The organism is Anabaena sp. EIM26, assembly GCF_057568715.1.
Genome location: NZ_CM172472.1, coordinates 2,784,810 through 2,811,606, shown reverse-complemented (window position 1 = coordinate 2,811,606; position 26,797 = coordinate 2,784,810). Strand labels below are relative to the sequence as shown.

The window sequence follows — 26,797 nt, the reverse complement described above, 5'->3', positions numbered from 1 at the left end:
ATATAATAATGTGTCTAAAGTTATACTACTTCTAGAGTGGTAATCAATTATGCAAATTAAAGGAATAAGCATTGCTTTAGTTCTGGGTCTTTCTTTGCCCATAGTCGCAGATATTGCCATCCAGAATCAAGCTGTGGCTGGTCTCGCTTTTCCAGATGGAGAATTTTTTGCAGAAAAGGGTCAATCACACACTTGGCATTTAACTCTTTGGGAAGAAAAAGGTAATTATTATTACAAAAATTTAAACCTGAAAACAGGCAAAAAACTTTGTTTAGTTGGTGCTAGAGCATCTGGTACTAAAGCTCGTCCTGTCTTCACCTGGACTAATGGCAAATTTAAATATCAAGTTGCCTGGCAAACTACCCAATCCGATTTGGTACGATTACAGGTAATAAATCCTGCTGGTCAGATGATTTTAAATGAACTTCTGATCCGTCAGCCTGGTGAATTTGAAGATCCCAATGCTACTAAATGTTAGAAGATATTTAGAGGTTGTTTGAAAAGTCTAATTTATTACAGCCCTGGCGACTAGAAGTCGCGGCTATACAAACTAAACCCGCGCAGGCGGGTTAAAAAGACCACCTTTTCATCAGTAGTAGCGTACAGCCTACGGCATCGGAGTAATATTATACTAAAAACGGGTTAAAAGTGTCATTCTGAACGCAGTGAAGAATCTCCGAGATACTTCGCTGCACTACGTTACGCTCAGTATGACATAAGTCCAGATTTCACCCGTTTGCAGTATATATTCGCCCAAAAATTTTCAAACATTCTCTTAGATATAGGCGTGAAAGACAATGTAGAGCGGAGAATCCCGATACATGGAACGTCTCTACATTTTTTCCACCAGATGTCTATTGGAAAAAAGAAAATTCTGCCGAATCAGTTGTACATCGGATACTTCAGCCTGATGGCAAGGTACACTGTTGGAATTGACTGATAAAGTTAAGAGTGACCTATGCCTGCGTTTTTATTAGAAGTTGGAACAGAAGAACTACCTGCAAGCTTTCTTAGTAATGCTATTGTACAATGGCGATCGCGCATTCCCCAAACTCTGGAAGCTAACAGCCTTACATATCAAGCTTTTGAAGTTTATGGAACTCCTCGCAGATTAGCAGTTTTAATCACTGGTTTACCATCTCAACAACCAGATAAAGAAGAAGAAATCAAAGGGCCACCCGCACAAGCAGCCTTTAAAGATGGTCAACCCACTCCCGCAGCAGTCGGTTTTGCTAAAAAACAAGGTGTGGAAGTTGCAGCTTTTGAAATTCGTCCCACGGAAAAAGGTGATTTTGTCTTTATCCAGAAAAAGACTCCCGGCCGTCCAATAGCAGAAATTTTGACAGAACTGGTTCCCCAGTGGATTTGGAATTTAGAAGGAAAGCGGTTAATGCGGTGGGGACATGGAGATGCTAAATTTTCCCGTCCGATTCGCTGGTTGGTGACTTTGTTAGATGGGGATATTTTGCCGTTAGAATTAGAAAATGGCGGTAAAACTGTCAAGAGTAATAGAATATCTCAAGCACATCGCGTTTTACATCCAGAACCTGTAACCATTTCCCACGCGACAGAATATGTAAATACTCTCCGTTCTGCTTTTGTGAATGTTGTCCCAGAAGAACGGGAAAATATCATCAAAGAACAAGTAACAACAGCAGCACAAAAGTTAGGCGGATATACACCAATTTATCCAGATTTATTAGCAGAAGTCATCAATCTTGTTGAATCTCCTAGCGCAGTTATCGGTAAATTTGAAGATGAATTTCTCCAATTACCAACTGAAGTAATTACTACAGTCATGGTAAATCATCAGCGTTATTTCCCTATTTTTAAAACTGCTGATAGCAAAGAGTTATTACCCAATTTTATCACTACTTCTAACGGTGATCCTGCTAAATCAGATATTATCGCCGTCGGTAATGAAAGAGTCATTCGAGCGCGTTTAGCTGATGGTAGATTTTTCTATGAAGCTGATTTAGCTAAACCATTAGAAAGCTTTTTACCTCAATTGGAAAAAGTCACTTTTCAAGAAGATTTAGGTTCAGTGCGGGCGAAAATTGACAGAGTTGTTAATATTGCTAATCTCATCTCTCAACAATTGCAATTAGGAGAAAGTGAAAGCGAGAAAATCAAAAGAGCAGCATTATTGTGTAAGGCTGATTTAGTCACACAAATGGTGTATGAATTCCCAGAATTACAGGGAATTATGGGAGAAAAATATGCTTTAGCTAGTGGGGAAAATGTAGAAGTTGCCACAGCAATAATTGAGCATTATTTACCCAAAAATGCTGATGATATTTTACCCCAAACCCTCACAGGTCAAATTGTCGGTTTAGCTGATAGATTAGATACATTAATCAGTATCTTTGGCTTAGGCTTAATCCCCACAGGTTCATCCGATCCTTTTGCATTACGTCGCGCTGCCAATGCCATAGTTAATATTACATGGTTTGCGAATTTGCAGATTAATTTAGAAAAGCTATTAGAGCAAATAGCTATACATTTTGCTACCACATTTAATAAAGATGCAAAATCTTTAATTTCTACATTACGGGAATTTTTCCTGCAACGGATTCGCACCTTATTACAAGAAGAAAAGCAGATTGATTATGATTTGGTAAATGCAGTTTTGGGAGAAAATGACCCAGAATACACAGAAAGAGCATTGCAGGATTTATTAGATGTACGCGATCGCGCTCTCTACTTGCAACAAATCCGCAAAGACGGTACTTTAGATAAAATCTACGAAACCGTCAACCGTTCTACACGTCTAGCAGCACAAGGTGATTTAGACTTCCAGCAGCTAGAACCCCAGTCTTTAATTAACCCCGAATTATTCCAAAAATCCTCTGAATCTGCATTCTACAATGCTCTGATTGAGTTAGTACCCGAAACCCAAGCAGCACAACAAAACCGTGATTACCTACGATTAGTAGCCGCACTGGAGAAAATTGCTCCCACAGTAAGTAAATTCTTTGATGGTGAAGATAGCGTATTAGTCATGGACTCCAATCCTGAGATTAAGCGAAATCGGTTAAATTTACTGGGATTACTTCGCAATCATGCTCGTGTCATAGCCGACTTTGGTGCGATCGTAAAAAATCTGTAGCAAAAATCAACAAAAACAGGTGTAATTTTTGCTAATTAACGCTACTATAGGGTAGCTTAACCAGGGATGCTACACAGTCTATGCCAGAAGCTATAGTTATTGGATTGGGAAAGTCCGGTGTTGCTGCGGCAAGATTGTTGAAACAGGAAGGCTGGGAGGTGGAGTTAAATGATAGTAGCACCTCCCCGACCCTCCTCAAACAACAACAAGAACTTGCCATTGAAAAAATTCCCGTTAAATTAGGTCACACCCCAGACCTAAATAATACTCATTTACCCAAATTAATAGTTGTTAGTCCCGGTGTCCCTTGGGATATTCCTATCTTAGTCAAAGCACGAGACTTAGGGATTGAAACCATTGGGGAAATGGAACTAGCTTGGCGAAATTTACAAAATATTCCTTGGGTGGGAATTACTGGTACAAACGGTAAAACTACCACCACAGCCTTAACTGCTGCCATTTTTCAAGCCGCCGGATTTAACGCTCCTGCCTGTGGTAACATCGGTTTGGCAGCTTGTGAAGTAGCTTTAGCCAACACGAGTATTGAAGGCGACGACCAAAACCCAATCCAAAATCCAAAATCTAAAATCCAAAATCGTTATGATTGGATAATTGGTGAACTTAGCAGTTATCAAATAGAGTCTTCCGTCACTCTTTCCCCCCGCATTGGTATCTGGACAACCTTCACACCAGATCATTTAGCGCGTCATAAAACTCTAGAAAATTACTACAATATCAAAGCCAAGCTATTAAAAAATTCTCAGTTGCAAATATTCAACGGAGATGATGCCTATTTAAGTAAAATAGGATTAAGTGATTGGCCGAATGCTTATTGGACAAGTGTGAAAGGTAAAGATTTTTTAATTGGTGAAAAAGGCTTTTATATAGAAAATGGTTGGGTAATAGAAAAGTTAAGTTCCACCTCTGCACCCACACCAATTGTAGAAGTTTCAGCTTTGCGAATGGTAGGAGAACATAACCAACAAAATCTCCTTATGTCAGTAGCGGCAGCAAGATTAGCAGGAATTAATATTGATGCAATTTCCCATGCAGTGCGTGAATTTCCTGGTGTTCCTCATCGTTTAGAACATATCTGCACCTGGGAAGGTATTGATTTTATTAATGATAGCAAAGCGACTAATTATGATGCTGCCGAAGTTGGTTTATCATCTGTAAAAAGTCCCGCAATTTTAATTGCTGGTGGTGAAGCTAAAGCAGGTGATGATACTGGTTGGTTAGCCAAAATTCAGGAGAAAGCAGCTGCTGTTGTACTTATTGGTAATGCTGCACCAGCATTTGCTCAACGTCTGCAAGAGGTAGGATATACTAACTTTGAAATTTTGGAAACAATGGAAAAAGCTGTACCCAAATCCGCAGAATTAGCAAAACTCCATCAAGCATCTGTAGTCTTGTTGTCTCCCGCTTGTGCAAGTTTTGACCAATATCCAAATTTTGAAATACGCGGCGATCATTTCCGGCAATTATGTCTTATTGAACAGAATTCAGGAGTCAGGAGTCAGGAATCAGAATAATGTCGGGAAGTGCTGTATAGCAATAGTATTTGAGTTTTGAAACAATCTAAATATTTGTAGGGTGTGTTAGGCAAAGCCGTAACGCACCATCAATCAAACCCACATTCCGTAGGCAAAATTATAAAATATTTATTTAGAGCATGTTTGAAAAGTTTAGGGACGTATAATTTGTCATTCTGTTGGCGTTCACGTAGTGTGCCGTAGGCATAGCGTGGCGTTAGCCATGTGGAGTCTTACGCAACGAAGAATCTGGAGTTTAGCCCACATACTGAGATGCTTCGTTCCTCAGCATGACATGGAAGGAGACTTTTCAAACAACCTCTTAAACCCAAAAAACATTTTTCCCCAAAAAATTTTCTCACATAATGAAATGCTGTGTTAGTTCCGGCTCGACAGGCATATTCCCATTCAGCTTCACTAGGTAAACGATACTCTCTTTTAGTATGTTTTGATAAGCGATCGCAAAACTCAACTGCATTTTTCCAAGAAACAGACTCTACAGGACGGTTATTGCCTTTTTCGCATTTTTAGATCACCAATTTTGTTAAATATTATTTAAGCGCACATTTAGCAGGTAATTTAAGACAAAAAATAATATCGGTGACAAGTAAGGAACTGTAAAATTATTTTTTGTCTATCTGTGAGTTGAATCGAAGATTTAATCCCAACACACGTCACAAAAACTATGCTCTTCATACAGATTTAAACGTTACAGCTATATATAAAGATAGATGAATTATCTATCTTATAAATGATTAAATTTGGCAGAGTCTTTCACTTCTGTGATTAAGGTTTGGCACAACACCAAGCCTTTTTTATACTTTTACTATATCAAACTATAAAGTAAATTGAGCAGTACTTTCGTTCAAAATTAGCCTTGATTGTACTCCTTAAGGAGGATGCTTAAATTACTGAGAGTTTATACACTAGGATATATTTTACCCTGAGTGAAGTCTTGGCTTGGTTTCCCTTCCAAGCCTTTTTATTTTTCTAACTATCTTTTCATCAACCCCATTGCATCCATAGGAATTTGTCTGACTATACTAAATGGAAACAGAGTAGTTGAGGAAATTTGAGCATATTCTGGAGTCAAAAATTCCGCATATTTACTAGCTTCTGGTGTTAACTGTGCTGCCATCGCTAGAGTCACAATTTTCACAAATTTCCGCACATCAGTTGCTTGCTCACCCTTAATTTCTCGACTTGAAAATGGTGTATTTGGTTCTACCTGCTGATTTAAATTGGTATCAGGATCAATAACACTCAAATGTGTAGCACCAACAGCACCAGCAAACCATTTAGGAGTCTGAATTTTAGCAAAGCCTATGACCTGTTCGGTTAAAGGTGGAGTAATTTTATCTGCGGAACTTGCTAAAACGAGGGTGGGAATTTGTACTTTTGTTAAACCAGTTTCACCAAATAATAAAGAAGTGGCTGGATTAAGTGCAACTATTTGTTTAATTCTGGGATCTTGTAATTGATAGCTTTTCTCTGGTAATTCTTTAGCTACACACAGAAAACCTTCAACTATACTCAATTTAGCCGATTTCTGTTCACAGCTTTGTTTGAGGCTTTCAATTTGGAATTCACCACCAGCTAGTGCTAAAGCTGTAGTACCACCAAAAGAGTAACCGACAACCATGACTTTATCTGTTGCAAGTTTCCCTTGGAGTGGGTTATTAGCAGTTTTGTTGATTTTTTCTAATTCATCGACAACAAAACTAATATCACGAGGTCTGTCTAAAAATTCTTGAGGTTTTAGCAACTGGGTTTTATTTTTAGCTGCTAATTCACTGCTAGTTTTATTACTACCAGGATGTTCTAAGGCTGCGACTACATAACCGTGGGATGCGAGATGTTGTGCTAAATAACGCAAATCAGAGCGGGTTGAGCCAAAACCGTGAGAAAAGACAATTACGGGTTTATCGGTATTTGCGGAATTTGGCCAATAAACGTCTACGGTAATATTACGATTGCGCTTGTCGTCATTTAAATTTAAATTGAGAAGTTGAACTTGGCTACTTCCAGTTTGTTGAGGGTCAAGGAAATAAGATGATTTTAGATTACTGGGGGCATTTGGGGGAGCCATAGCCAGCATAAACATTTGAGTCCGCAGAAAAGCCATATTTAAGCTTTTTGCCACATTTAAAGCCTGTGGTACATCAATTTCTAGGCTTTTACTGGGATAAGCAGCAATAAAACTGAGTACAGATAGACCTTGAGGCGAATTAGCACCTAAAATCAATCCCGATCTCAGTGCTTGAACACCAGCCTTATCTTTGCGGCTGATACCGACAGAAATGTCATTGAGAACGGTGCTACCGATTTGAGTATTAAGTAATCTAGTCAGGGTGATGACATTTAGCGGTATTCTTGCTCTCAATCCCCCTACCAAAAATCGGCGTTGTTGTTCTGATAGTCTTTTGGTATAAGTTCCTAAACTAGCGGGTAATTCTCCAATTTCTACCGACTTTTTTAAGTCAGCTAAAGAAGCAGATTCTTCTAATGCTCCATACCGGACAACAACTGTATCTGCTGCTTGCGCTGAAGTGTTTGTTCCTAATAATGGCATGAATGCGATTGCTACCGCAGGTATCGCGCTAAATACACTTGCAACTAGCTTGCTATTTTTCCAACTGTTTCCTGTCAACATTTTTAAACTGCACTTCTACTTAGAGGATTGTAGCTGGTTTTGGTGTGTTTGACCACTATACTTTTGAAAAATATGAAATAAAATAATTGATATATAGCGATCCTATTTGAGTTGAGAACTGATTGATGGGGGCAAGGAATAGGGACTAGGGAAAACAAATCATTCATACATCATTTAGGATTGATATATTATGCCATTATTCTGATTTATCTCCACACAATTTCTATTTCCAAAACTCATTTAAATTTATGCGTAGTCCCTTTATATATGGTTCTATTTTTCTGCTTTCTTGCTTAATTGTTATTATTTGGTGGCCTATAAATGATTCTCCTTGTAGCCTTGTCGATATGCTGAAGTTTAAAAAAACAAATTTTCAAGTTCAAGCAACTCAGGTTGTTGTTAAACCTTGGCTGGGTAAACATCATATATACGCAATATTTAAGGTTCCTGATGAGTACAAAGACAGCAGATTTTTACTCAATGTTCCAGGTAATCGTCAATATTGTTCTAAACCTTTTGGGCATAGCCAAAATTATGATGATGTTTTTGCAGAACCAGGAACTCATTTAATTAAGCACTATATTAGAACTCGTACTGCTGTCAAAATGATTTTTCAAGGTTTGTATTCTGAGCTTAATAATCCCAAAAATTGGACTTTGATATTTCCTAAAATCAAGGTTAATTAAGTTGCTGGTTGAGTTGTTAAAACACCGGATTTTTCCAACAACTTATTAGTTGCATTGACTATAATTTGTGCCGAACCTGTGAAAAAAGCGCGATCAATGTTTTTTGGTAAATCACTTGGTTGGTGGTAATTAGGACTACGCAAATTAGCAGTATCTGTCACTAAAACAGCACCTATACCTTGATACCAAAATGGTGCATGATCACTGCGAAGGGTATCTGGTGTTAATAAGCCTTTAAAGGGTATGGGTAATGTCAGCACTGCGGGTAGATTTTGATTAGTGCTGTTAAAAGCATTTAATAAAGGTAAATGTTCCATATCACCAACTACTGCTAGAAAATCACCTTTATCACTAGGTGGAGTTACAGGTAATCCAGTCGGGTATTGCTGACACCCAGGAGTGTAACAAGCATAACCTACCATATCCATAACAATTACACCTTGGATATTTTTTAACCGTGCTGCTTTGCTCACAAAAGCTTGACTACCTAAAAGTCCTGTTTCTTCTTTGTCAAAAAAAGCTAACTGCAATGTTCTAGGTGCGGCATAATCTGCAAAAAGCCTAGCAACTTCTAATACTACAGCTACACCAGTGGAGTTATCATCTGCACCAGGAGAAAATTCAACTGTATCATAATGAGCAGCGATGAGAATTGCACCAGCGGCTTTGTCAGTTCCTTGTTTTTGGGCAAAAATATTTACACCAGTGGGAAATTTTTCTATTTGGGGTTTCCAGCCAAATTTTCGCAATTGGGTTGTAATATAAGTGCGGGAGTGCGATCGCTCTTTTGAACTAAAACGCTGAAAATTTAACTTCTGAATATGTGTCCAAAGTTGATCAGCCGACACCAATTGCATAGAAGTATTATTTTGTTGTTCTGGCTGTACTTGGGGCTTTTCTATGGGTGTATTGTCAACGATAGGTAAAGTCTCAGGTTGCTGGAAAAAACTGCTAATACCCATCACAACTATTGCACCCGATATCACCAAAAGCAGCCAAAGCCATTTTTTCATGATGATTATTCATGTCTTCCAGACTAAGATAGCGCAACACTTAGTTTGACAGCGTGTCTTTTGACAAAATGACAAATTCACTCTATATTCCCACTCTAGAAAATTTCTGATTTTTCAGAACTCAGGACTCAGGACTTTATTTATGTTAGATTTGCTGTTGATCACAATCCTGGGATTCCTGGGGAGTTTTGGACATTGCTTTGGAATGTGTGGCCCCTTAGCAGTTGCATTTTCCCTTTCCCATCAACAAGAAACTCAGGGTTGGCAACAGCAATTAAAATTTCATACCTTGCTCAACTTAGGACGAATGTTGAGTTATGCTCTAGTAGGTGCGGGTATTGGCGCATTAGGTTCTGTATTAGTCGAAGGTGGACAATTAGCAGGTATTGGTAGCGATTTCCGCCGCTGGATAGCAATTGTTACAGGTTTAATGTTGATTTGGTTCGGTTTAGGACAAGTCAAACCAGATCTATTACCGAGTATTCCCTTATTACACCCCCTATTAAAAGGTAGTTTACATAACCGTTTGAGTGCAGGTATGGTGAAGCTATCTTTACACACAAAATGGTGGACACCAGCCTTATTAGGGATGACATGGGGTTTAATGCCTTGCGGTTTTTTATACGCTGCTCAAATTAAAGCTGCGGCAACAGGTAATTTATGGCATGGTGCAATTACCATGTTAGCTTTTGGCTTAGGAACCCTACCGACGATGTTGGGAGTAGGTGTTTCGACTTCTTTAATGAGTAAAGATCGCCGTAGTCAGTTATTTCGTTTGGGTGGTTGTGTGACATTAATCATCGGTGCAATTACCTTATTGCGGACTGGTGACACAATGGTAGACTACAGTGGACACGCTGCCCTGATATGCTTAATTCTGGCGTTAATTGCTCGTCCCATCAGCAACCTTTGGGCATCACCTATGCGCTATCGTCGTGCTTTAGGAGTGGGGGCTTTTGTGTTGTCGGGAGTACATACTATCCACATGATAGAACACTCCCTAGAATGGAATTTTGCAGCTTTCTGGTTTTTGCCGCCAGAATTTCAATGGGGAATGGGTGCAGGTGCGGTGGCGTTGGTATTAATGATGCCTGCGGCTTGTACAAGTTTTGATTTTCTGCAAAAGTATTTAGGTAAGCATTGGCGACAAATTCATCTTTTGAGCGTTCCCGCTTTGTTATTAAGTGCCATTCATGCAGTATTGATTGGTTCTCATTACCTGGGTGCTTTAAGATTGACTTGGGAGAATAAATTAGCAGCTTTGCTACTAGGAATTATTACTCTTTGTGTGTTGTTAGTGCGATCGCATTATTTTTGGTCAAAGTCCAGTATAGAAAAATTATATGTCCCCCCAAAAAAATAAAGGTGACTGGGGACTGGGGATCTCACAAGGGTAGGTGTTTAATATGAACTGTGAAGGCAGGACTAGGAAGACAAGCAGGTATTGTAGACAAGGAAGATTTTATACGGATAATGGTCTGTTGACGGTCTATTCTTGTTGCTAATCATACAGAGTTTGTCCAGTTTTCCTCCCTTGTCACCTTGTCAGTCTTGTCTCCTAAGTCTTGCCCTCACGACAATCTAAAAAACCTACACCTGTGAGGAATTGAGGACTAGGTAATGGTTTTTACCAATCACGGATTATGAATTACGAATTATTATTTCTGCCCAGTGCTTCTGCCCATACGGTAAAAATAGCAGGTGATGTTGGTGGTACTATCCACATTGAACCCAATGATAACCCCCGTGCTGGTGAACCGGCTCAAACATGGTTTGCTCTCACCCGCAAAGGTGGTAAAGTGCTACCGCTGAAAGAGTGTAATTGCCAGTTGGCTATTTATGCCGAACCGCATACACCAGGAGAACCTGCACTGCTTGAACCTGTTTTGAAACCTGTGCAAGCTGAACGGTATCAAGGCATACCCGGCGCAGAAATTACTTTTCCCAAACCAGGGATTTATGAATTGCAACTGCAAGGTAAACCAGTCACAGAAGCGAATTTTCGACCTTTTGAGTTAAAGTTTCAAGTTACTGTGGCCGCAGGTAAGGCTGTAGCAGCACCACAATCTGTACAAAATGTAGCTGAGACTAATCAACAGCAAAGTACGGCTATAGGATTCATACAGCCTATAATTATCCTGGCAATTACCCTGCTATCTTTAGGTATTGTAATTTTCTTAGTTAAAGCACTAAAAAGAGAGTAATTCCTCAATACTCGGTACTCAATACTCAGTACTCAGTACTCAATACTCGGTACTCACTGATGCCTTTTTTGATGCCAGTTCCAGGCATGAGCGACAATATCTTTAATATCAGGATACTGAGGTTGCCAGCCTAAGATGTTTTTAGCTTTCTCGCTTGTGCCAATGAGAACAGGAGAATCACCGGGACGGCGATCGCATTTTTGCACAGGTATAACCTTTCCTATAACACCCTCAGCAGCAACAATCACCTCTCTAACTGAGAAGCCATTACCATTACCCAAATTGAAAACCTCACTATCTCCACCTTGGAGTAGATATTCCAAACCTAAAATATGAGCATCAGCTAAATCAGTAACATGGATATAATCACGAATGCAAGTACCGTCTGCGGTATCGTAATCAGTACCGAAAATTGAAATTGATTCCCGCTTACCTAAAGCAGTCTGCAACACCAAAGGAATTAGATGAGTTTCTGGATTATGATCCTCACCCAATAATCCATTGGGATCAGCACCAGCTGCATTAAAGTAGCGGAAACACACTGATTTTAAACCGTAAGCCACATCAAAATCCGAGAGAATCCTTTCTACCATCAGCTTAGTAGCGCCATAGGGATTGATAGGATTTTGAGAATGCTCTTCGGTGAGAGGGATAAATTTTGGTACTCCATAGGTAGCACAAGTGGAGGAAAAGACAAATTTTTTAATAGAGGCAGCCAGCATCGCCTCTAAGAGTGTCAAAGTACCTAAAACGTTATTTCGGTAGTATTTAGCAGGATTGGTCACTGATTCGCCCACATAAGTATAGGCAGAAAAGTGCATAACTGCTTCAATATTATGAGTTTTAAAGAGATTATCTAACAGGGGGCGATCTTCTATATCACCTTCAATCAGTTCTACCTGCAAAACCTTTTCTACTAAATCCCGATGCCCATACACCAGATTATCAAGGATGACTACCTGATAGCCAGCTTGCACCAGAGCCAGCACTGCATGAGAACCAATATAACCTGCTCCCCCCGTCACCAAAATGGTAGGTTTTCCCGGCGACATAATTTTTCCTTTCAACGAGTTGACAACGACTACCCAATCAATTTAGTTTACCGAAATAGTGCTGAGTACCGAGTACCGAGTAATGAGTGGGAACCCTATTTAGAACTCAGCACAAATAGGTCTAAAGCCCCTGAATCCATTCATAGAAGAAGGAAAAATATTTATTTTGAGATTATTGCACGAGAAATAATGCTTCCTTGTTTCAATCCCATAACTTTAGTTATGGGGTTACTCAGTACTCGATACTCAGTACTCGGTACTCCTGAATGGTGCTACCTTACTCTTACGAAAAATTCTAAATAATACACTCAGTGTCAAAAAATTGCACTAAAATCACTACGACGGCAGTTTGTGTGTGTGAGGGTTAAGTTATTTTTAAGTCACTTAGCAATTACAGTTTGACGATAAAATCAATCTACTTCTCACCTCCTCTAGACCTGCCGCACCAGAAAATTAGAGAGTTAATCTATGTTTCAATTACTAAGCCGGGTCTTGCTATGGATGCTCATTGCCGCTGTTGTCTTTTCTTTGTTTCAAAAATTTTACCCAACAGTAGACTATTTTGGACGATTTGTTTTATTGGTTGTAGTGGTAGTTTTAATTGTGGCATTTTTAAATCCCAATGAATCAGGGCCTGTAGCTTCCTTGTGGCGCTTTATATCTTTTCCACTCAAGCCTCTGGGAGCTTCGGTATTAATGTTGATTTTCGCTGCTCAAAAAATCAAAGGAGGTGGAATAGACAAGCCGGGAGGACTCTTGGTGGGTTGGGCGCTGACAATTTTGCTGTTATCTAGTACACCAGCTATTGCTTACTTTTTATTGAGGTCTCCAATTGCGGCAATGGCTCCTCCTAGCACATTAGTAGCTATGGGGCCAGCAGCTAATGTTGCTAATAACATCTCCGATGTGATGGGAAATGGCATTATATCGGTGGGAAATATGAAAATCCCTGCCTATCTACTACAAAATCCCGCAGCTATTGAAAGACGCGGATTACTTGTAGAAGATTTTGTACCTCAGGCGGAAACCTTGCAACTCACAACCCAAGTTTGGGAAAGTTATCTGAATCAGGTATACATTTTCTTGCGTGGTCGTTCTTAAGCAGGAGGAAGAAAAATTTTGGATTTTGGATTTTGGCTGGAACTATCTCAAGATTTCCTTTAATCCAAAAATCCTCATTAACAAAGTAACCGGGGCTTGTCAATAGTGACTCTGAACGGAAAACGATGAACAGGAAACAGGTAAGAATTTTACCAATTACCAATTACCAGCCTAAACTAGATAACTAGCAACTGAAGTTAGTGGTGAAGATTCCTTTGACATTCTCCGGGCTAAAGCTACGGAGATTCTTCGTTCAACGAGTAAAGTCCGAGATACGGAACTACGTTGCTTTCCCTCAAGGGTTTTTGGCATATTCTTTATAAAGTTGCAAAATTGCTTGAATGTCACAATCTCGACGGCTTGCTAAACTCGCTGCTTACCTACGTCCCCATTGGCAGGACACGACATTAGGCATTATTGCTTTATTGTCTGTTAATGGGCTGGGTGTTTATATCCCTTTGCTGATTCGCTCTGGGGTTGACCAACTTTCGACAACCTTTAGTTTGGATCAAATACTACGTTATGCAGTAATAATCATCTTGCTCAGTTCAGCAATGTGGCTGATGCGTATGGCTTCCCGCATCTGGATTTTTGGTGTGGGTCGTCAGGTAGAATTTGAACTGAAACAGCGAATTTTTGAACATTTACTCAAACTCGAACCGGCTTATTTTGCCATTAATACTCCTGGTGATTTAATTAATCGAGCTACGAGTGATGTGGACAATATCAGACGGTTGTTGGGTTTTGCGGTATTGAGTTTGGCAAATACTTTCTTTGCTTATGCTCTAACGCTGCCAGTGATGCTGTCAATTAGTGTGGATCTGACGTTAGCTTCTCTGGCAGTTTATCCGTTTATGTTCTTCTTGGTGCATCTGTTTAGCGATCGCTTACGCAAACAACAAGCGGCTGTACAGGAACAGCTTTCAGAAATTAGTGAGCTAATCCAAGAAGATATTAGCGGCATTTCTTTGATTAAAATCTACGCTCAAGAAGAAAACGAGCGTCGCGCTTTCCAAAGGAAAAATCAGGCTCTATTGACTGCTAACCTCACATTGGCAAAAACTAGAAATACTCTCTTTCCTCTCATTGGTGGTTTGGCTAATATCAGTTCCCTCATCATCATTTGGTTGGGAACTATGCGGATATCTGCTGGAACTCTAGCTGTGGGAGATTTTTTGGCGCTATTAATTTATGTAGAACGTCTAGTTTTCCCCACCGCTTTACTAGGATTCACAATTACTACCTACCAACGAGGTGAGGTGAGTATTGACCGTCTGGAGTCGATTCTGAGTGTGAAACCAAAAATTCAAGATCCACCAGATGCTGTAAATCTTTCAGCAAGTAAAGTCAAAGGGGAAGTGACAGCCAAAAATCTCACTTATACCTACCCAGGTGCTAATATTCCAGCTTTAGATCATGTCAACTTTACTATTGCTCCTGGGGAAATTGTGGCCATTGTCGGTGCAATTGGTTCTGGAAAATCAACGTTGGCTAATGCTTTGCCTCGGTTGTTAGATATTGAAGCGGGGCAATTGTTTTTGGATGGTTTGGATATTACTAAAATAACTTTAAATGATTTACGGGGTGCGATCGCTTATGTACCTCAAGATAGTTTTTTGTTTAGCACCACCATTCAAAATAATATCCGCTACGGCGACCCCCTCAGTGAACATCAAGATGTGGAAGCAGTAGCAAATCTTGCCCAAATCGAGGCAGAAATTAACAATTTTCCCCAGCAATATGAAACAATCGTCGGCGAGAGAGGAATCACTCTTTCAGGTGGTCAGCGGCAACGTACAGCCCTAGCTAGAGCCATGTTGATTGATGCCCCAGTCTTGATATTAGATGATGCCCTCTCCAGCGTTGATAATCAAACAGCTACACAAATTCTCAAAAATCTATCTAGTGGTACTCAACAAAAAACAGTAATTTTCATTACCCATCAACTTTCAGCCGCTGCCACATCTGACCGAATTTTGGTCATGGACAAGGGCAAAATTGTCCAAGTAGGTAATCACATGGAACTTGTAGAACAACCAGGTCTATACCAAAAATTGTGGAGTCAGCATCAAGTTGAGGAGTTATTGCATTAGGGAGTTGGTGAGTACCGAGTATTGAGTACCGAGTATTGAGTATTGAGTATTGAGTAAGAATTTTCTCTCCCTGCCTCCTGCCTCCTGCCTCCTGCCTCCTGCTCCCTTACTGTGTTGGTAATTTCGGATGTGTGGCTGAATATTTAGAAACTAAAGCAGAAATCGAGGGGTTATACAGTCGTAGATAATTCCAGTAATTACCAAAAACTTGGCGGACGTAATTTTTGGTTTCGTCAAAAGGAATTTCTTCGACAAACTCATCTGGATCTTGTTTGGGTATAGTTCGCAGCCATTTAGCCACATTACCTGGGCCAGCATTGTAACTAGCGATCGCTAACATGGAGTTATTACCATATTGCTGATGGGTATGATCTAAATACCACGTACCCAGCATCACGTTATCATTCGGGTTTTCCAAATCAATCGTTTTCATATCCACATTGATTTGCGGTGCTATCCATGCCGCTGTACTGGGCATTACCTGCATTAAACCAGTCGCACCCACTACAGACTTAATTTTCGGCTGAAACATCGACTCTTGCCGCATTAAAGCCGTAACTAGCAGAGGATTAAGTTGCCGTGTATTTGACCATTTTTCAATTTCCTGGAGATAGGGAAAAGGATAACGAGCTTGCCAGTATATTTTCTGCTGGCTTAAAGCCTCATATTCGGCTTTTTGGGCTGGTGTTTTCCAATCCTCTAATTTAGAAATTTTGGCAATACCAATCAGATTTTCTCCCTCTGCCAACCGCATTAACCCTTCAGTAAATTGTTCAGCTACACTAGGTTCAGATTTATTCAAAAATTCTGTTTCCCACTGCAACCAAGCATCACGATCTTGACCGAGTAAATACAATTCTTTGAAGGTTTCCGAACCCGCTGTGGGTACAGGACGCTGAGGGGTGACAATTTGTGGTTTCAGCAGCCGTAGGTTATTAAAATCACCTACATCCAAACCCAAAATGCTTGCAGAACGCCATGCGTAATAAGATTGAGGAAATTGACTGAGTACATACTCATATGCAGCGCGAGCTTCTTGCTGTTTCCCTAGTATAGTTGCCCATTTGCCTACCCAAAAACCGGCCCTAGGAGCCAAAATACTGGTAGGATTTTCGGTGGTAATTGGTTGCGCCCATTGCCATGCGCCTGTGTAATCTTGGGCTTTAGCTTTACTTAAAGCGATTTTCCAGCGATATTCTGCTGCTTCGTTAGAAGTGCTGTACTTACCTAATAGTAATTTCCAAGTTGCGTTTGCTGACTGGTTATCTTTCAGAGTTTCCTGTAATTTAGCTTTTTGTACCAGTGCTGTTGGTGCTTGTTCAGGAAATTTATTAATGATTTGATCAAGATAGGGTATTGCAGCTTTCCCTGGGGCTATTTCTGCTAGTCTGAGCAGAGCGGTTCCTGTTTCTGTCGCTGTAGGAAATTGTTGTACCTGTTGTTTATAGAGAGCAACTGCTTTGTCTCGTTCTTTATTTAACTGTACACCTCTGGCGATGCGATAGAGGTTACGGGCTGTTTTGGGTGCTTTAGTATAAGCGGTAGCTGCCTTGGTAAATTGATTATTATCCCAGTAGGCTGAACCAATTAGTTCCCACTCAGCGGGTGTAAGTTGAGACTGTTTAAGCAGCGGATCTAAAATACCGACAATTCCCGGTTTATCAGAGGCATATTTAGCCAAGATTAATCTTAATTTAGGCTGATTGGGATTATCTTGTAAGCGTTTGCGGATAATTTCCCAGGTGAGGGGATGGGAAGGAAATTGTGCGATCGCTGTATCATTGAGTTTTGGTAGCCCAATTAAATATATGGCTTTTACTGCTGCCGCTTCCTGGGGATAATCTTTCAATACTTTTCGCCGCAGATCCGAAGCCTTACCTTTCTCCCCCAGCATATCCTCTGCCTGGGCTTGTTTGAGCAAAATATATGGTGCTAAAGCAGGATATTCTTTTTCCAGTCCTGTCAGTAAACTCAGAGCTTTTTTCCCTTGGTCAGTTTCAATGTAATCACTGGCCAAAAGATAACGGGCCCGTTCCCTATCTGGTGAACTTCCTGTTTGAGCAATTTCCTCTAGTTTAGCTGCCCGCTCTGGTAATAATTGAGACACCAAGCTAAATACAGGTGACTTAGCTTGATTACCCTCAAATAGTTTCTCAGGCTGACTCTGACTTAATTTCAACCATTGACTCAGGGTTTTTCCAGCTTGCGGGGCTGATACCATACCCCCGACTAAAAAGGCACATAATCCTGCACCAGCAATCAGATAAATTTGCTTGTTTTGTAGTTTCTTCAGCATGGATACCCGCTGTTCGTAGCGTCTCAAAGAGAAAGTTTCTAATCAATTTTCTGCAACTTTAACACTACTAGCGCGAAATGTTATCACTTTTGAGTTACAAATTTGAGCTTTTTTGAGAAAAAACGTCAATCAATTTTGGATTTACGTTAGCGAAGCGTACGCAGCGCAGCGAGTATTTTGGATTTTGGATTGACTCCAGCCTAAAGTGTGTAGCTTGAGGATTTTAGATTGGCTATTTTGGATTAATTCTGCCCTGAAGGGGCGGGGCTTGTACCGAAAATTCCCAATCCAAAATCTAAAATCCAAAATCTAAAATTTTTTGGTCAGGAGTCAGAAATCAGGAGAATTTTCAAATCAGGAATTAACTCGTTCTTAATTTAACAGTTGGTATTGGGAATATCTATATTGAATATAGATTTATTGCTTTGGCTGCTGGTAGGATAAAAAATAATATCCCGGTTCAAAACTCGCAGATGACTAATTAACACTTCTATAGGGTTTATCCCCCGATTCATTAACCAAATTGACCAACCAATCAGTTTCAGAGTATTGAAAAATGATGTGCGAGTTAACCATTCGTGAAATGCAACACGAGCCTCATCTAAAAGAGCATCATACTCTGCTATGATTTCTGTATCATGGAACATTGGCGAATTAATACCATGAATTCCACTTACCTGATGTTTTCCCATTTTAATTCTTGGTAAACAGGAAACTTCAAGATGATATAAATCATGGAAACAAAGTAAATCATCATGTATGTGTATAAGCCTACCTCCTATTTTTACACGTTCTTTGCTGATGCAACCTAACATTTTTTTGACTGATAAATCTATCCAAATTTGCGAAGGAGGAATAAGTTTGTCCATAGAGAGATGACAATTTATTTTAGTTTGGGTAATTAGTAGGTTTTTTAGGTTGTTAAGCTATAGATTAACAGCAATAATTTGTAAGTTCTCAAAATAATACGCTTGATATCCAGCAAAGTTATCTATAACTATGCCAAAAATATCTTGTGTTATCAAATATAATTTATTCCAAATTCCAAAGATGTCAAGCCTATATACAACATCAAAAAATCCAGAAAAATAATTTTAAATTGTAATTATACGCAATAATAATCCAGAAACTAAGATATTTTTTACTTTGATAATAAATTAAACGAATCACAAAAACCACCAATACTCTTAACTAAATATTTTTGCTTATTTTTACTAGTTTCTACACTGACTTGATATAGTCTCTTGTCAACTAAAAATATTCTTTGTTTAACAATCAAATCACCAGGTTTAGTATAGTTAACTTCTCTGCCTGAATATTTACCTAAACTAATTTTTTCTTCACTGATTAAGGTACTTTTTGAATTCTGTAAGGCTGTTTTTTTACCAGTATTTATAGCTTCTTCTACAAGATTATTCCGCTTCAGTAGTTCGATATAATCATCTGGATAGTCAATATAAGCAACTGTATATTTAACATCATCCTGTGGACGCTCTACAGTAAATACATTTACTTCCACGATGCCATTTTTAGTCTTGATTTTTTGTTTAGTTTCTGTGGGTTTACCAGGCATTAAAATACTAAAGTTACCTTCTGGAGAAGAAAATATTTTCCATATGGACTGAGCTATTATTAACGGCTGATTAGCTGATACAGTTTGTGTGATTGTGTATCCACTGAATAAAACAAATACTGCAAGAGAGTAATGTAAGAATCGGGCTTTCATAAGACTTAATGATTTATTGTATGGAATGCCAATACTATTTCTTATAGCTTAATTTTATACCAAAATTATACATTTAGATAGATGAAATTTTTACTAAACGTACTATGGTGATTTTTAGAATCTCCCGCTACACCATTTAAGCGGGTCAAGTCATCTGTCGTGTCATCAAATCAGCAAATAAGCCCTCCACCGCCGCTAAATCCTCAAAATTCCCCTGCTGTACTATTTTCCCAGATTGCAATACATAAATCCTATCTGCATGACGAATGGTACTCAAGCGATGGGCAATCACCACACGAGTTACTCCCAATTGTTCTAAAGTGTGAGTAACGATCGCTTGGGTACGATTATCCAATGCAGATGTCGCTTCGTCAAACAACAAAATCTGCGGCTTATGTACCAAAGCACGGGCAATAAACAACCTCTGTCGCTGTCCCCCGGAAAGATTGTTGCCCCCTTCGGAAATAATAGTATGTATCCCCATCGGCATAGCTTGAATATCATCGGCTAATCCAGCCATCTGCAACGCTGTCCAGGCTTGATCTTGGGTGACAATTGCGCCCCCAGCAATATTCTCCCAAATTGAACCACTCATAATTCGGCCATTTTGCAGCACTACTCCTAACTGTCGCCGCACCGCGACAATATCCAATCCTGATAAATCTCTACCGTCATAGGATATTATTCCCTCTACTGGAGTTTCAAATCCCAACAGCAATCTCACAATAGTGGATTTGCCACTTCCCGATGCTCCGACAATGGCAATAAACTCACCAGCTTGGGCTTCCAGGGTGATATTATCTAAAACTAAAGCACTATCCGAGCGGTAGCGAAAGCAAACTTGGTTTAATTTTAGTTGACCGGAAAGCCTTCCAGGATGGAATTTGTGAGCGTCAACTTCTGGCTTTGTTTGCAAAATAGGTTGGGCGCGTTCCCACAAAATTGTGATATCCAAGATATCAATCAAGGTGTTGCTTAATCCCGTGGCGCTGGTGATAAATGTACCAAAAGCGGTATTAAACGCCAGAAATGTGCCAGTAGATAATCCTGTTTCTCTCGCAGACTGTCCTATTAAAGATACACTCAAGCCAAACAGCAGCATTGAACTGATTACTGGCAGCATAAAATTAAAAGCGGTGAGTATATCTTCCATTAACTGGGTACTTAACATCAGTTTTACCTGCTGAGTGTATTTTTTTGCCCAATAGGCAAATGCCTCTGATTCAGCAGCCGCAACTCGCAATTTTGAGACTCCACCAATTAACTGCACCGTCAGTCCAAAGATTTCTCCCGAAAGCTGTTGGAGGGGACGAATTTTTTTGCGGGTAATCATACCCGATACAGTAGTAATAATCACTGCTACTAACGCTACTGCGATCGCTACTAAGGCTAGAGGGAAACTATAAATTAACAACAGTCCCAGATTTAGCAGGGAGAATAAACTGGTAAATAGCGATCGCAAAATACTCCCACTAAGTCGATTGCGAATTTCAGTAACTGCTGAGACCCGATTGTGTAAATCTCCTGTGGAATATTGGCTAAAAAAGGCGGGTTTCAGCTTCAGCAGTCGATCCCAAACAGCAGCTTGAGTATCAAAACTAACTTTGGTTTGCAATCTGAGGATGACAAAACTTTGAGCTAATTGGAATATCATCACCCCAAAACTACTCGCTAACAACCCTAAACCCATCTGAATTAATAACTTGTGGTTCGCGTCAGGTATTGCATAGTCAATAAGAATACCTGTGATCTGTGGCGTAAACATTCCCAACAAAGTGGCAATTACTCCCACCCAGAAGATTTTTAGCAAGTCTGAGGTACTACCTCTCAGAGAAAATTGCAGAATATCCAGGACTGTAATTTCTTTGTCTGGTAAAGGACGATAAAAGGTGTAGGCAATGGGGGCTAGGTTGGCAGCAATGTGGCGATTGACAAGGGTGCGTGTCAATTCTACCGGGTCTAGTATTTCATACTTGGTAGCTTTAACGGGTAGGAGAGCAACAGGAATATTTTCTTCTTCAGTAAAAGCCAGAAGAGTACCACAATCTGTTTTCCACCAGTTGGGGGTGAGAGTGACTCGACGAGTGCGGAAACCAGAAGCGCGGGCAATTCCCTCTAGGGTTTCATGGACTCCGTTAAGATTTTCGGATTTCGCGGCAGGAAGAATGTGGATACCCAATGCTTTCCCCACTGCACCCGCAGCAATAAGTAGGGGAGTTTCTCCTTGGGGAAGGTTAACAGTGGGATTAAGGATTGAAGCTAGTTCTTGTAGGGCTTTTTCTGTCATGGGACATGGAGTTTTACCATGTTCTCAATTTTACTAGATTGGAGAAAGTTAGCAGATTATAGCAAATGCCGCTAACTTTCTTCTGAACGAATTAAACGCTGATAAACTCCCCCTTGTTGCCATAATTCTTCATGAGTTCCGCGCTGCACCACCTGACCCGCTTCCAAAACAATAATTTCATCACAATCTCGAATGGTACTCAAGCGGTGTGCCACCAAAATACAACTACAGTTGCGCTGATGCAGATTTTCCACAATAATTTGTTCTGTCTGGGTATCCAAAGCCGAAGTCGCCTCATCCATCACCAAAATTGCCGGATTTTTCACCAAAGCGCGGGCAATTTCTAACCGTTGGCGCTGTCCTCCACTTAAATTTATACCCCCTTCCCGCAATTCCCCGTCGTATCCCCCTGGAATTGCTATCACAGTTTCATGAATAGCCGCATCCTTACAGGCTTTGATTAATTGCTCATCTGGAACTTTAGCATTCCATAAAGTCAAATTATCCCGTATTGTACCCCCAAACAGAAAGATATCCTGCTCCACTAATGATAGGGAACTTGCCAAAACTTCTCGTGGAATTTGACTTCTGGGAGTTCCATCTAAGAGAATCTCCCCCTCCCACGGTTGATAAAGTCCACAGATGAGTTTAGCGAGGGTAGATTTTCCCGAACCACTCGCACCTACCAAAGCTACTTTTTGCCCTGGTTGCAAAGATAGACTAAAATTCTCAATCAATGGTGGATCAACATAAGAATAGCCAAAGGTGATATTCCGTAACTCTATATAACCCTTTAAATTTTGGATTTTGGATTTTGGATTTTGGATTTCTTTCTTTGTCTCCACTTCTGGATCTAGGGAATTACCTAACACATCATCTAAACGATTTAAATCTCCTTCTAATTCCTGGAGGGTAGTACCGAGATTTACCAGGGTATTAACAGGTTGCTGAAAACTTAGCATTAAGCTTTGAAAAGCCACCAACATCCCGATGCTGAGGTTTCCATCCATGACTCGCCAACCCCCAAGCACTAAGATAAACATTGAGGTTAAAGAGGTGAGTAATATTGGCAAAACCCCTAATATCTGATTTGAAACTTCTAACTCTTGCTGGGCGCTAACGGCTTTGGCATAATATCCAGACCATCGGGTAAAGAAATCCGATTCCAATGCTGATGCTTTCAATGTTTCCATACTCTGAAGCGCCGCAATACTGACTCCATCGGCTTTCCCCCAATCTTGCACTAAGCGCATATTTGCATCTGCCCGATATCTACCTACCCATTGCAAAGCCAACCCGTTGATAGCTGCAAAACAGATACCAATTAAGGTCAGTACTCCGTCATAGGTAAACATCACCACAGCGTAGAATAATATCATTACTGCATCAATGACTGTGGTTGCCAATTGCCCAGAAAGGATCTGAGCCACTTTATTATTTAAACTGGCACGATTGCTGACTTCTCCGCCATATCTTTGGGCATAAAATCTCACAGGTAATCTCAGGATATGCCACATGAAGCGCGTGGACATTCCTACAGCTAGTTTAATCCTCAGTTTTCGTAAATAGCGCAGTCGCAGCAGGGTCAGCAGTCCTTGCAATAAGGTGGTGAGGAACATTCCTAAAATCAGAGGACGTAGCCATTCAGTGCGATTTTCCACCAGCACCTGATCTACAAATATCTGACTGAAAACGGGAATTACTAAACCGGGTAGTACGAGTAAAAATCCTGCCAAAATACAATATAAAATGGCTCCAAGTGAATTTTGCAAGCGATCGCTCAATGAGAGGATAATGCTAGGTTTGCGTCCTCCTTTGAGGAAGTCTGCACCCGGTTCCATCACCAGCACCACCCCAGTAAACCCCTGATCAAATTCCTCCCAATCAACTCTGCGGGGGCCTGTAGCGGGGTCATTGAGGAACACCCAATTTTTACTCAATCCTTCTACAACTAGAAAGTGGTTGAAGTTCCAAAAAACGATGTAAGGGGGAGATAATTCTCGCAGTTGTTCTAATTCAGCTTTGAAACCTCCGGCTTCCATTCCGTAGCGTTGGGCAGCAAGAATGATATTCGAGGCTTTGCTTCCATCACGGGAAACTCCGCACTCAATCCGCAGTTCGGCTAAAGGAACAATGCGATCGTAGTAAGCAAGTATAATAGCTAAGGAAGCCGCACCGCATTCGACCGCTTCCATTTGTAAAACAGTAGGAGTTCTGATACGCACTTTTGGGCGGTATAACAGTTAAGTTCAATTCATCGTATCAAAAATATTGCGGTTTCAGGCAGAGAAAATTATCACTCAGAATTCATACGTATCCCTAGAGAAAATGCCACAGGACATAGAAAAGGGTTTTTGACCTTTTGGAACGCTCTGCGGCTAAGTACTTATTCAGGCAATAAATCTTGATCAGAGTTCTCCAATTAAAAAAAATATCCCAAAATTTCTTAAGGGCAAGATGCCCATCCCACAAGATTGGATCATCTTTTTTGTGGAGTTCTCTAAAAGACTGTATTGCTCATGTGTTAAAGTTTTATACAACATTGATTCAACAACGGATAATTGATAAAACTATTTAAACTGCGCGAGTAAAACCACTGTTATCGTTAGGATCAGGATTAGTGTATTGAGTACGGAAGCCACCAGCAACTTGTTGAAGATTGCTGTCGTCGATTTGATTCAACAATGTAGACGCTTGCTCTAATTTGCTTGATTTTTGGGTTTTTTGTAGTTTCATTTTTTGGTTCCTTAATTGTTGCAGAATGAACATTTCTCATTCCTGTGTTTTTCTTCAAATAAGAAAAGGCTGTTTTCGGAAAAGACTGAAACTCTTATTGTTATTAACTTTCAAAAGCTGTGAGCAATTTTTCCAGAGTCGATGCCATCCCTTGATAAGGTATGACAACGACTAGATGTTGCAGATACACTGGTGTATATAGTCAGTTAATGCCTGCCTAAAAATTACTCCAGATTTATTGTTTTCACGGTTAAACTTCCGAGCCGTGTAAGTATGCAATTATACTGTTTGTAGACAGTTAGACTTGATTTTTGTAGATAGTTAGACTTGATTTCCACAATCCGTCAGATGACGTGCAAGTAGTAGTAGTTTGTCCTGCTACCGTCGTATCGCGTGTACAAGTAATGACGACACTACCACCGTTAACTTGATGTAAATCGTCGATTTGATTTAACAATGTAGATGCTTGCTCTAATTTGCTTAACTTTTTGGTTTTTTGTAGTTTCATTTTTTGGTTCCTTAATTGTTACAGAATGAACATCTCTCATTCCTGTCTTTTCCTTCAAATACGAGAATGCTGTTTTCGGAAAAACTGAAAATTTTATTAGTAAAATGTTAAATTTTCTGCATCATTTCTTATACAAATTAAGGTTTCTGGGATTTTTTGCCTAGATTTTGCATATCAGGTGCTGAAGAACCGTATTTAGAGCTTTTACAAGTTTTACCACTCAAGAGAATTAAAGGCTTCAATTAATTCCACTCCACTCTTTTAAAATTGGTAGTAAAAAGGTGATTGGTGCTGTTTCTTCTACCGTGACTTTAGCTGTAACCGTTGTCCCCAATGTTAATTTAGTATTCGGACCATTTGAGGATGACCATTGATAACCACTAACGGTATTGGGGTTAAGATTCAACTTGGCCATGACTTCAATTTTGCCACCTTCAGATCCAATTAACTTATTAACTACTTCTGAATTACCAACTACAGAAGTTGCTCCTTCTCGTGTAATTGGTAATGGAGAAACAGCAATAACTTCACCAACAATACTGCCAAATCTTTCCCGTTTGATAGTATCTGGCGTGACTAAAATTTTCATTCCTGGTTGAATTTGTTTACCATCTTCAACTGCAAAATAAATCACACCAGATTCTAAACCTTCATTTTTTTGACCTGCCATTTGCATCGTTCCTAAGCGGGTTCCTGGTTCAACAACCTGCCCAGTAGTAGCAGTAATTTCCACAATACAACCTGCGTGTGAACTTTTTATTTGACTATTATCAGTAACCCTTTGTTCTAGTTGAGCAATTTCTCGTTGCACATCTTGGAGTTCTTTTTCTCTGGTTTGAGTATTTTCTAAATTATCTTGTTCTATTCGTTTATCGCGAGTTGCTAATTCCTCTAATTCGGCTTGAAATTTAGTAATTTCATTGAGATTATTGAGATACTTTTGCTGAGTTTCTACTTCTTGCAGTTGTAATTGTTGTAATTGTGATTGAATGTTGGTGACAGATTGCAAGGCTTGACGATAATCTTGTTCTGCTTGCAGCAAAGTGTCTTGAGAAATAGCGCCAACTTGGATTAGCTGTTGTCGATTTTGTAGTCTCGTGGCAAAAATTGGAGATAATTGTTGAGCATCACGCAATTGTTGTTGTAAGCTATTACGCTGTTGTTTAATTGATATCAACCCTTGTTTTTGCAACATAGGAGTTAGAGCTTGAGAATTTTGTAATTGTTGCTGTAAGCTAATTCGTTGAGATGCGATCGCTTCTTTTTCCAAACTAGTCCTTTGCATTCTTACCAAACGAGTTTCTAAATTTTGTTGTCGCAACTGAGTTAATTTTCCCCGTCGTTGTTGGAGTTGTTTTCGCTCTTGGGATGGGTCAACTGTTGCCAATACTTCATCTTTTTTGACACATTGTCCATCTCGAATATTCAGAGCTTGTAACTGCCCAGAAATTGGTGATTGAAATTGCAGAATTCGTCGGGGATTAATCAGCACACCCTGGCCTGTTACCGTCATGGGTAGCCTGCCAAATACACTCCAGAGCAAACCCACACTCACTAGAATCCCTAACATACCCAATGGTAGCCAATCTTGTGGTTTGACGACCTGCACAACCCGATCTAGCTGTTCTGGGGAAGATAGGCGTTCTAAGGATTTTTTTCGGAATAGGTGTTCTTTGTTAATAGCCAAAATTATTGCGTAAGAATTCAGGAGTCAGGAGCGGAGCCGGTTAGAATGCTTAGGAAATAAGGAGTCTAGTTTAAGTGGTCTAATTGAACTAAGAATCCCCGTGTTTTTATACCG

Annotated in this window: 20 protein-coding genes and 1 pseudogene; 8 read left to right on the top strand and 13 right to left on the bottom strand. The window is 39.9% G+C overall.

Features of this window, described 5'->3' with window-relative positions; genetic code table 11:
- The first annotated feature begins 49 nt into the window (after positions 1-49).
- The 3 genes from AC012T_RS12240 (at position 50) to murD (ending at position 4,641) form a co-directional block, all read left to right on the top strand.
- A complete protein-coding gene (locus tag AC012T_RS12240) occupies positions 50-478 on the top strand; it encodes a hypothetical protein (protein ID WP_487066084.1) in 429 nt (142 codons plus the stop codon).
- A gap of 480 nt (positions 479-958) precedes the next feature.
- Positions 959-3,109 carry a glycine--tRNA ligase subunit beta gene (gene glyS / locus AC012T_RS12235; RefSeq protein WP_487066082.1) on the top strand — a complete coding sequence of 717 codons (2,151 nt, stop codon included), beginning with the start codon at positions 959-961 and terminating at the stop codon, positions 3,107-3,109.
- A gap of 80 nt (positions 3,110-3,189) precedes the next feature.
- Positions 3,190-4,641 (top strand): UDP-N-acetylmuramoyl-L-alanine--D-glutamate ligase, encoded by a 1,452-nt coding sequence (gene murD / locus AC012T_RS12230; protein ID WP_487066080.1) that lies wholly within the window; start codon positions 3,190-3,192, stop codon positions 4,639-4,641.
- Between the two features lie 362 nt (positions 4,642-5,003).
- Here murD and AC012T_RS12225 read toward each other — a convergent pair.
- Both AC012T_RS12225 and AC012T_RS12220 read right to left on the bottom strand, forming a co-directional pair.
- Positions 5,004-5,159, bottom strand: a pseudogene (locus tag AC012T_RS12225) (formylglycine-generating enzyme family protein); the annotation flags it as partial.
- Positions 5,160-5,635: 476 nt separating this feature from the next.
- Complete coding sequence (locus AC012T_RS12220) at positions 5,636-7,294, bottom strand: alpha/beta hydrolase (RefSeq protein ID WP_487066078.1); 1,659 nt, start codon at positions 7,292-7,294, stop codon at positions 5,636-5,638.
- Between the two features lie 248 nt (positions 7,295-7,542).
- Here AC012T_RS12220 and AC012T_RS12215 point away from each other — a divergent pair, with 248 nt between their 5' ends.
- A complete protein-coding gene (locus tag AC012T_RS12215; RefSeq protein WP_487066076.1) occupies positions 7,543-7,980 on the top strand; it encodes a hypothetical protein in 438 nt (145 codons plus the stop codon).
- Here the strand turns inward: AC012T_RS12215 and AC012T_RS12210 are convergent.
- Positions 7,977-8,993: a M28 family peptidase gene (locus tag AC012T_RS12210; RefSeq protein WP_487066074.1), complete on the bottom strand. Its 1,017-nt coding sequence runs from the start codon at positions 8,991-8,993 to the stop codon at positions 7,977-7,979. The two genes, AC012T_RS12215 and AC012T_RS12210, sit on opposite strands and share 4 nt — an antisense overlap.
- Before the next feature lie 142 nt (positions 8,994-9,135).
- Here AC012T_RS12210 and AC012T_RS12205 point away from each other — a divergent pair, with 142 nt between their 5' ends.
- Positions 9,136-10,356 carry an urease accessory protein UreH domain-containing protein gene (locus AC012T_RS12205; protein ID WP_487066072.1) on the top strand — a complete coding sequence of 407 codons (1,221 nt, stop codon included), beginning with the start codon at positions 9,136-9,138 and terminating at the stop codon, positions 10,354-10,356.
- Between the two features lie 280 nt (positions 10,357-10,636).
- Positions 10,637-11,197: a hypothetical protein gene (locus AC012T_RS12200; RefSeq protein WP_487066070.1), complete on the top strand. Its 561-nt coding sequence runs from the start codon at positions 10,637-10,639 to the stop codon at positions 11,195-11,197.
- A 53-nt stretch (positions 11,198-11,250) separates the two neighbouring features.
- Here AC012T_RS12200 and galE read toward each other — a convergent pair whose 3' ends face one another.
- Positions 11,251-12,249 carry a UDP-glucose 4-epimerase GalE gene (gene galE / locus AC012T_RS12195; protein WP_487066068.1) on the bottom strand — a complete coding sequence of 333 codons (999 nt, stop codon included), beginning with the start codon at positions 12,247-12,249 and terminating at the stop codon, positions 11,251-11,253.
- Positions 12,250-12,717: 468 nt separating this feature from the next.
- Here galE and fraI point away from each other — a divergent pair, with 468 nt between their 5' ends.
- Positions 12,718-13,350 (top strand): septal nanopore formation protein FraI, encoded by a 633-nt coding sequence (gene fraI, locus AC012T_RS12190; protein WP_487066066.1) that lies wholly within the window; start codon positions 12,718-12,720, stop codon positions 13,348-13,350.
- Between the two features lie 171 nt (positions 13,351-13,521).
- On the opposite strand, the gene AC012T_RS12185 is transcribed toward fraI, so the two are convergent.
- Positions 13,522-13,662 (bottom strand): hypothetical protein, encoded by a 141-nt coding sequence (locus AC012T_RS12185; RefSeq protein ID WP_487066064.1) that lies wholly within the window; start codon positions 13,660-13,662, stop codon positions 13,522-13,524.
- Between the two features lie 29 nt (positions 13,663-13,691).
- Here AC012T_RS12185 and AC012T_RS12180 point away from each other — a divergent pair, with 29 nt between their 5' ends.
- Positions 13,692-15,443, top strand: coding sequence for an ABC transporter ATP-binding protein (locus tag AC012T_RS12180; RefSeq protein WP_487066062.1), 1,752 nt, complete (start codon positions 13,692-13,694; stop codon positions 15,441-15,443).
- Positions 15,444-15,549: 106 nt separating this feature from the next.
- On the opposite strand, the gene AC012T_RS12175 is transcribed toward AC012T_RS12180, so the two are convergent.
- From AC012T_RS12175 to AC012T_RS12140, 8 genes are all read right to left on the bottom strand, one after another.
- Positions 15,550-17,739, bottom strand: a complete 2,190-nt coding sequence (locus AC012T_RS12175; protein ID WP_487066060.1) for a lytic transglycosylase domain-containing protein — start codon at positions 17,737-17,739, stop codon at positions 15,550-15,552.
- 377 nt (positions 17,740-18,116) lie between these two features.
- Positions 18,117-18,608, bottom strand: a complete 492-nt coding sequence (locus tag AC012T_RS12170) for a hypothetical protein (protein ID WP_487066058.1) — start codon at positions 18,606-18,608, stop codon at positions 18,117-18,119.
- 272 nt (positions 18,609-18,880) lie between these two features.
- Positions 18,881-19,465: a hypothetical protein gene (locus AC012T_RS12165; protein WP_487066056.1), complete on the bottom strand. Its 585-nt coding sequence runs from the start codon at positions 19,463-19,465 to the stop codon at positions 18,881-18,883.
- Positions 19,466-19,610: 145 nt separating this feature from the next.
- Positions 19,611-21,752: an NHLP bacteriocin export ABC transporter permease/ATPase subunit gene (locus AC012T_RS12160; RefSeq protein WP_487066054.1), complete on the bottom strand. Its 2,142-nt coding sequence runs from the start codon at positions 21,750-21,752 to the stop codon at positions 19,611-19,613.
- Between the two features lie 71 nt (positions 21,753-21,823).
- Positions 21,824-23,947 carry an NHLP family bacteriocin export ABC transporter peptidase/permease/ATPase subunit gene (locus AC012T_RS12155; protein WP_487066052.1) on the bottom strand — a complete coding sequence of 708 codons (2,124 nt, stop codon included), beginning with the start codon at positions 23,945-23,947 and terminating at the stop codon, positions 21,824-21,826.
- A gap of 379 nt (positions 23,948-24,326) precedes the next feature.
- The gene (locus tag AC012T_RS12150) at positions 24,327-24,488 is read right to left on the bottom strand and encodes a hypothetical protein (RefSeq protein ID WP_487066050.1); all 162 of its coding nucleotides are present in this window, start codon (positions 24,486-24,488) and stop codon (positions 24,327-24,329) included.
- Positions 24,489-24,786: 298 nt separating this feature from the next.
- A complete protein-coding gene (locus AC012T_RS12145; RefSeq protein ID WP_487066048.1) occupies positions 24,787-24,996 on the bottom strand; it encodes a hypothetical protein in 210 nt (69 codons plus the stop codon).
- Between the two features lie 238 nt (positions 24,997-25,234).
- The gene (locus tag AC012T_RS12140) at positions 25,235-26,683 is read right to left on the bottom strand and encodes an NHLP bacteriocin system secretion protein (protein ID WP_487066046.1); all 1,449 of its coding nucleotides are present in this window, start codon (positions 26,681-26,683) and stop codon (positions 25,235-25,237) included.
- Between the last annotated feature and the right edge of the window lie 114 nt (positions 26,684-26,797).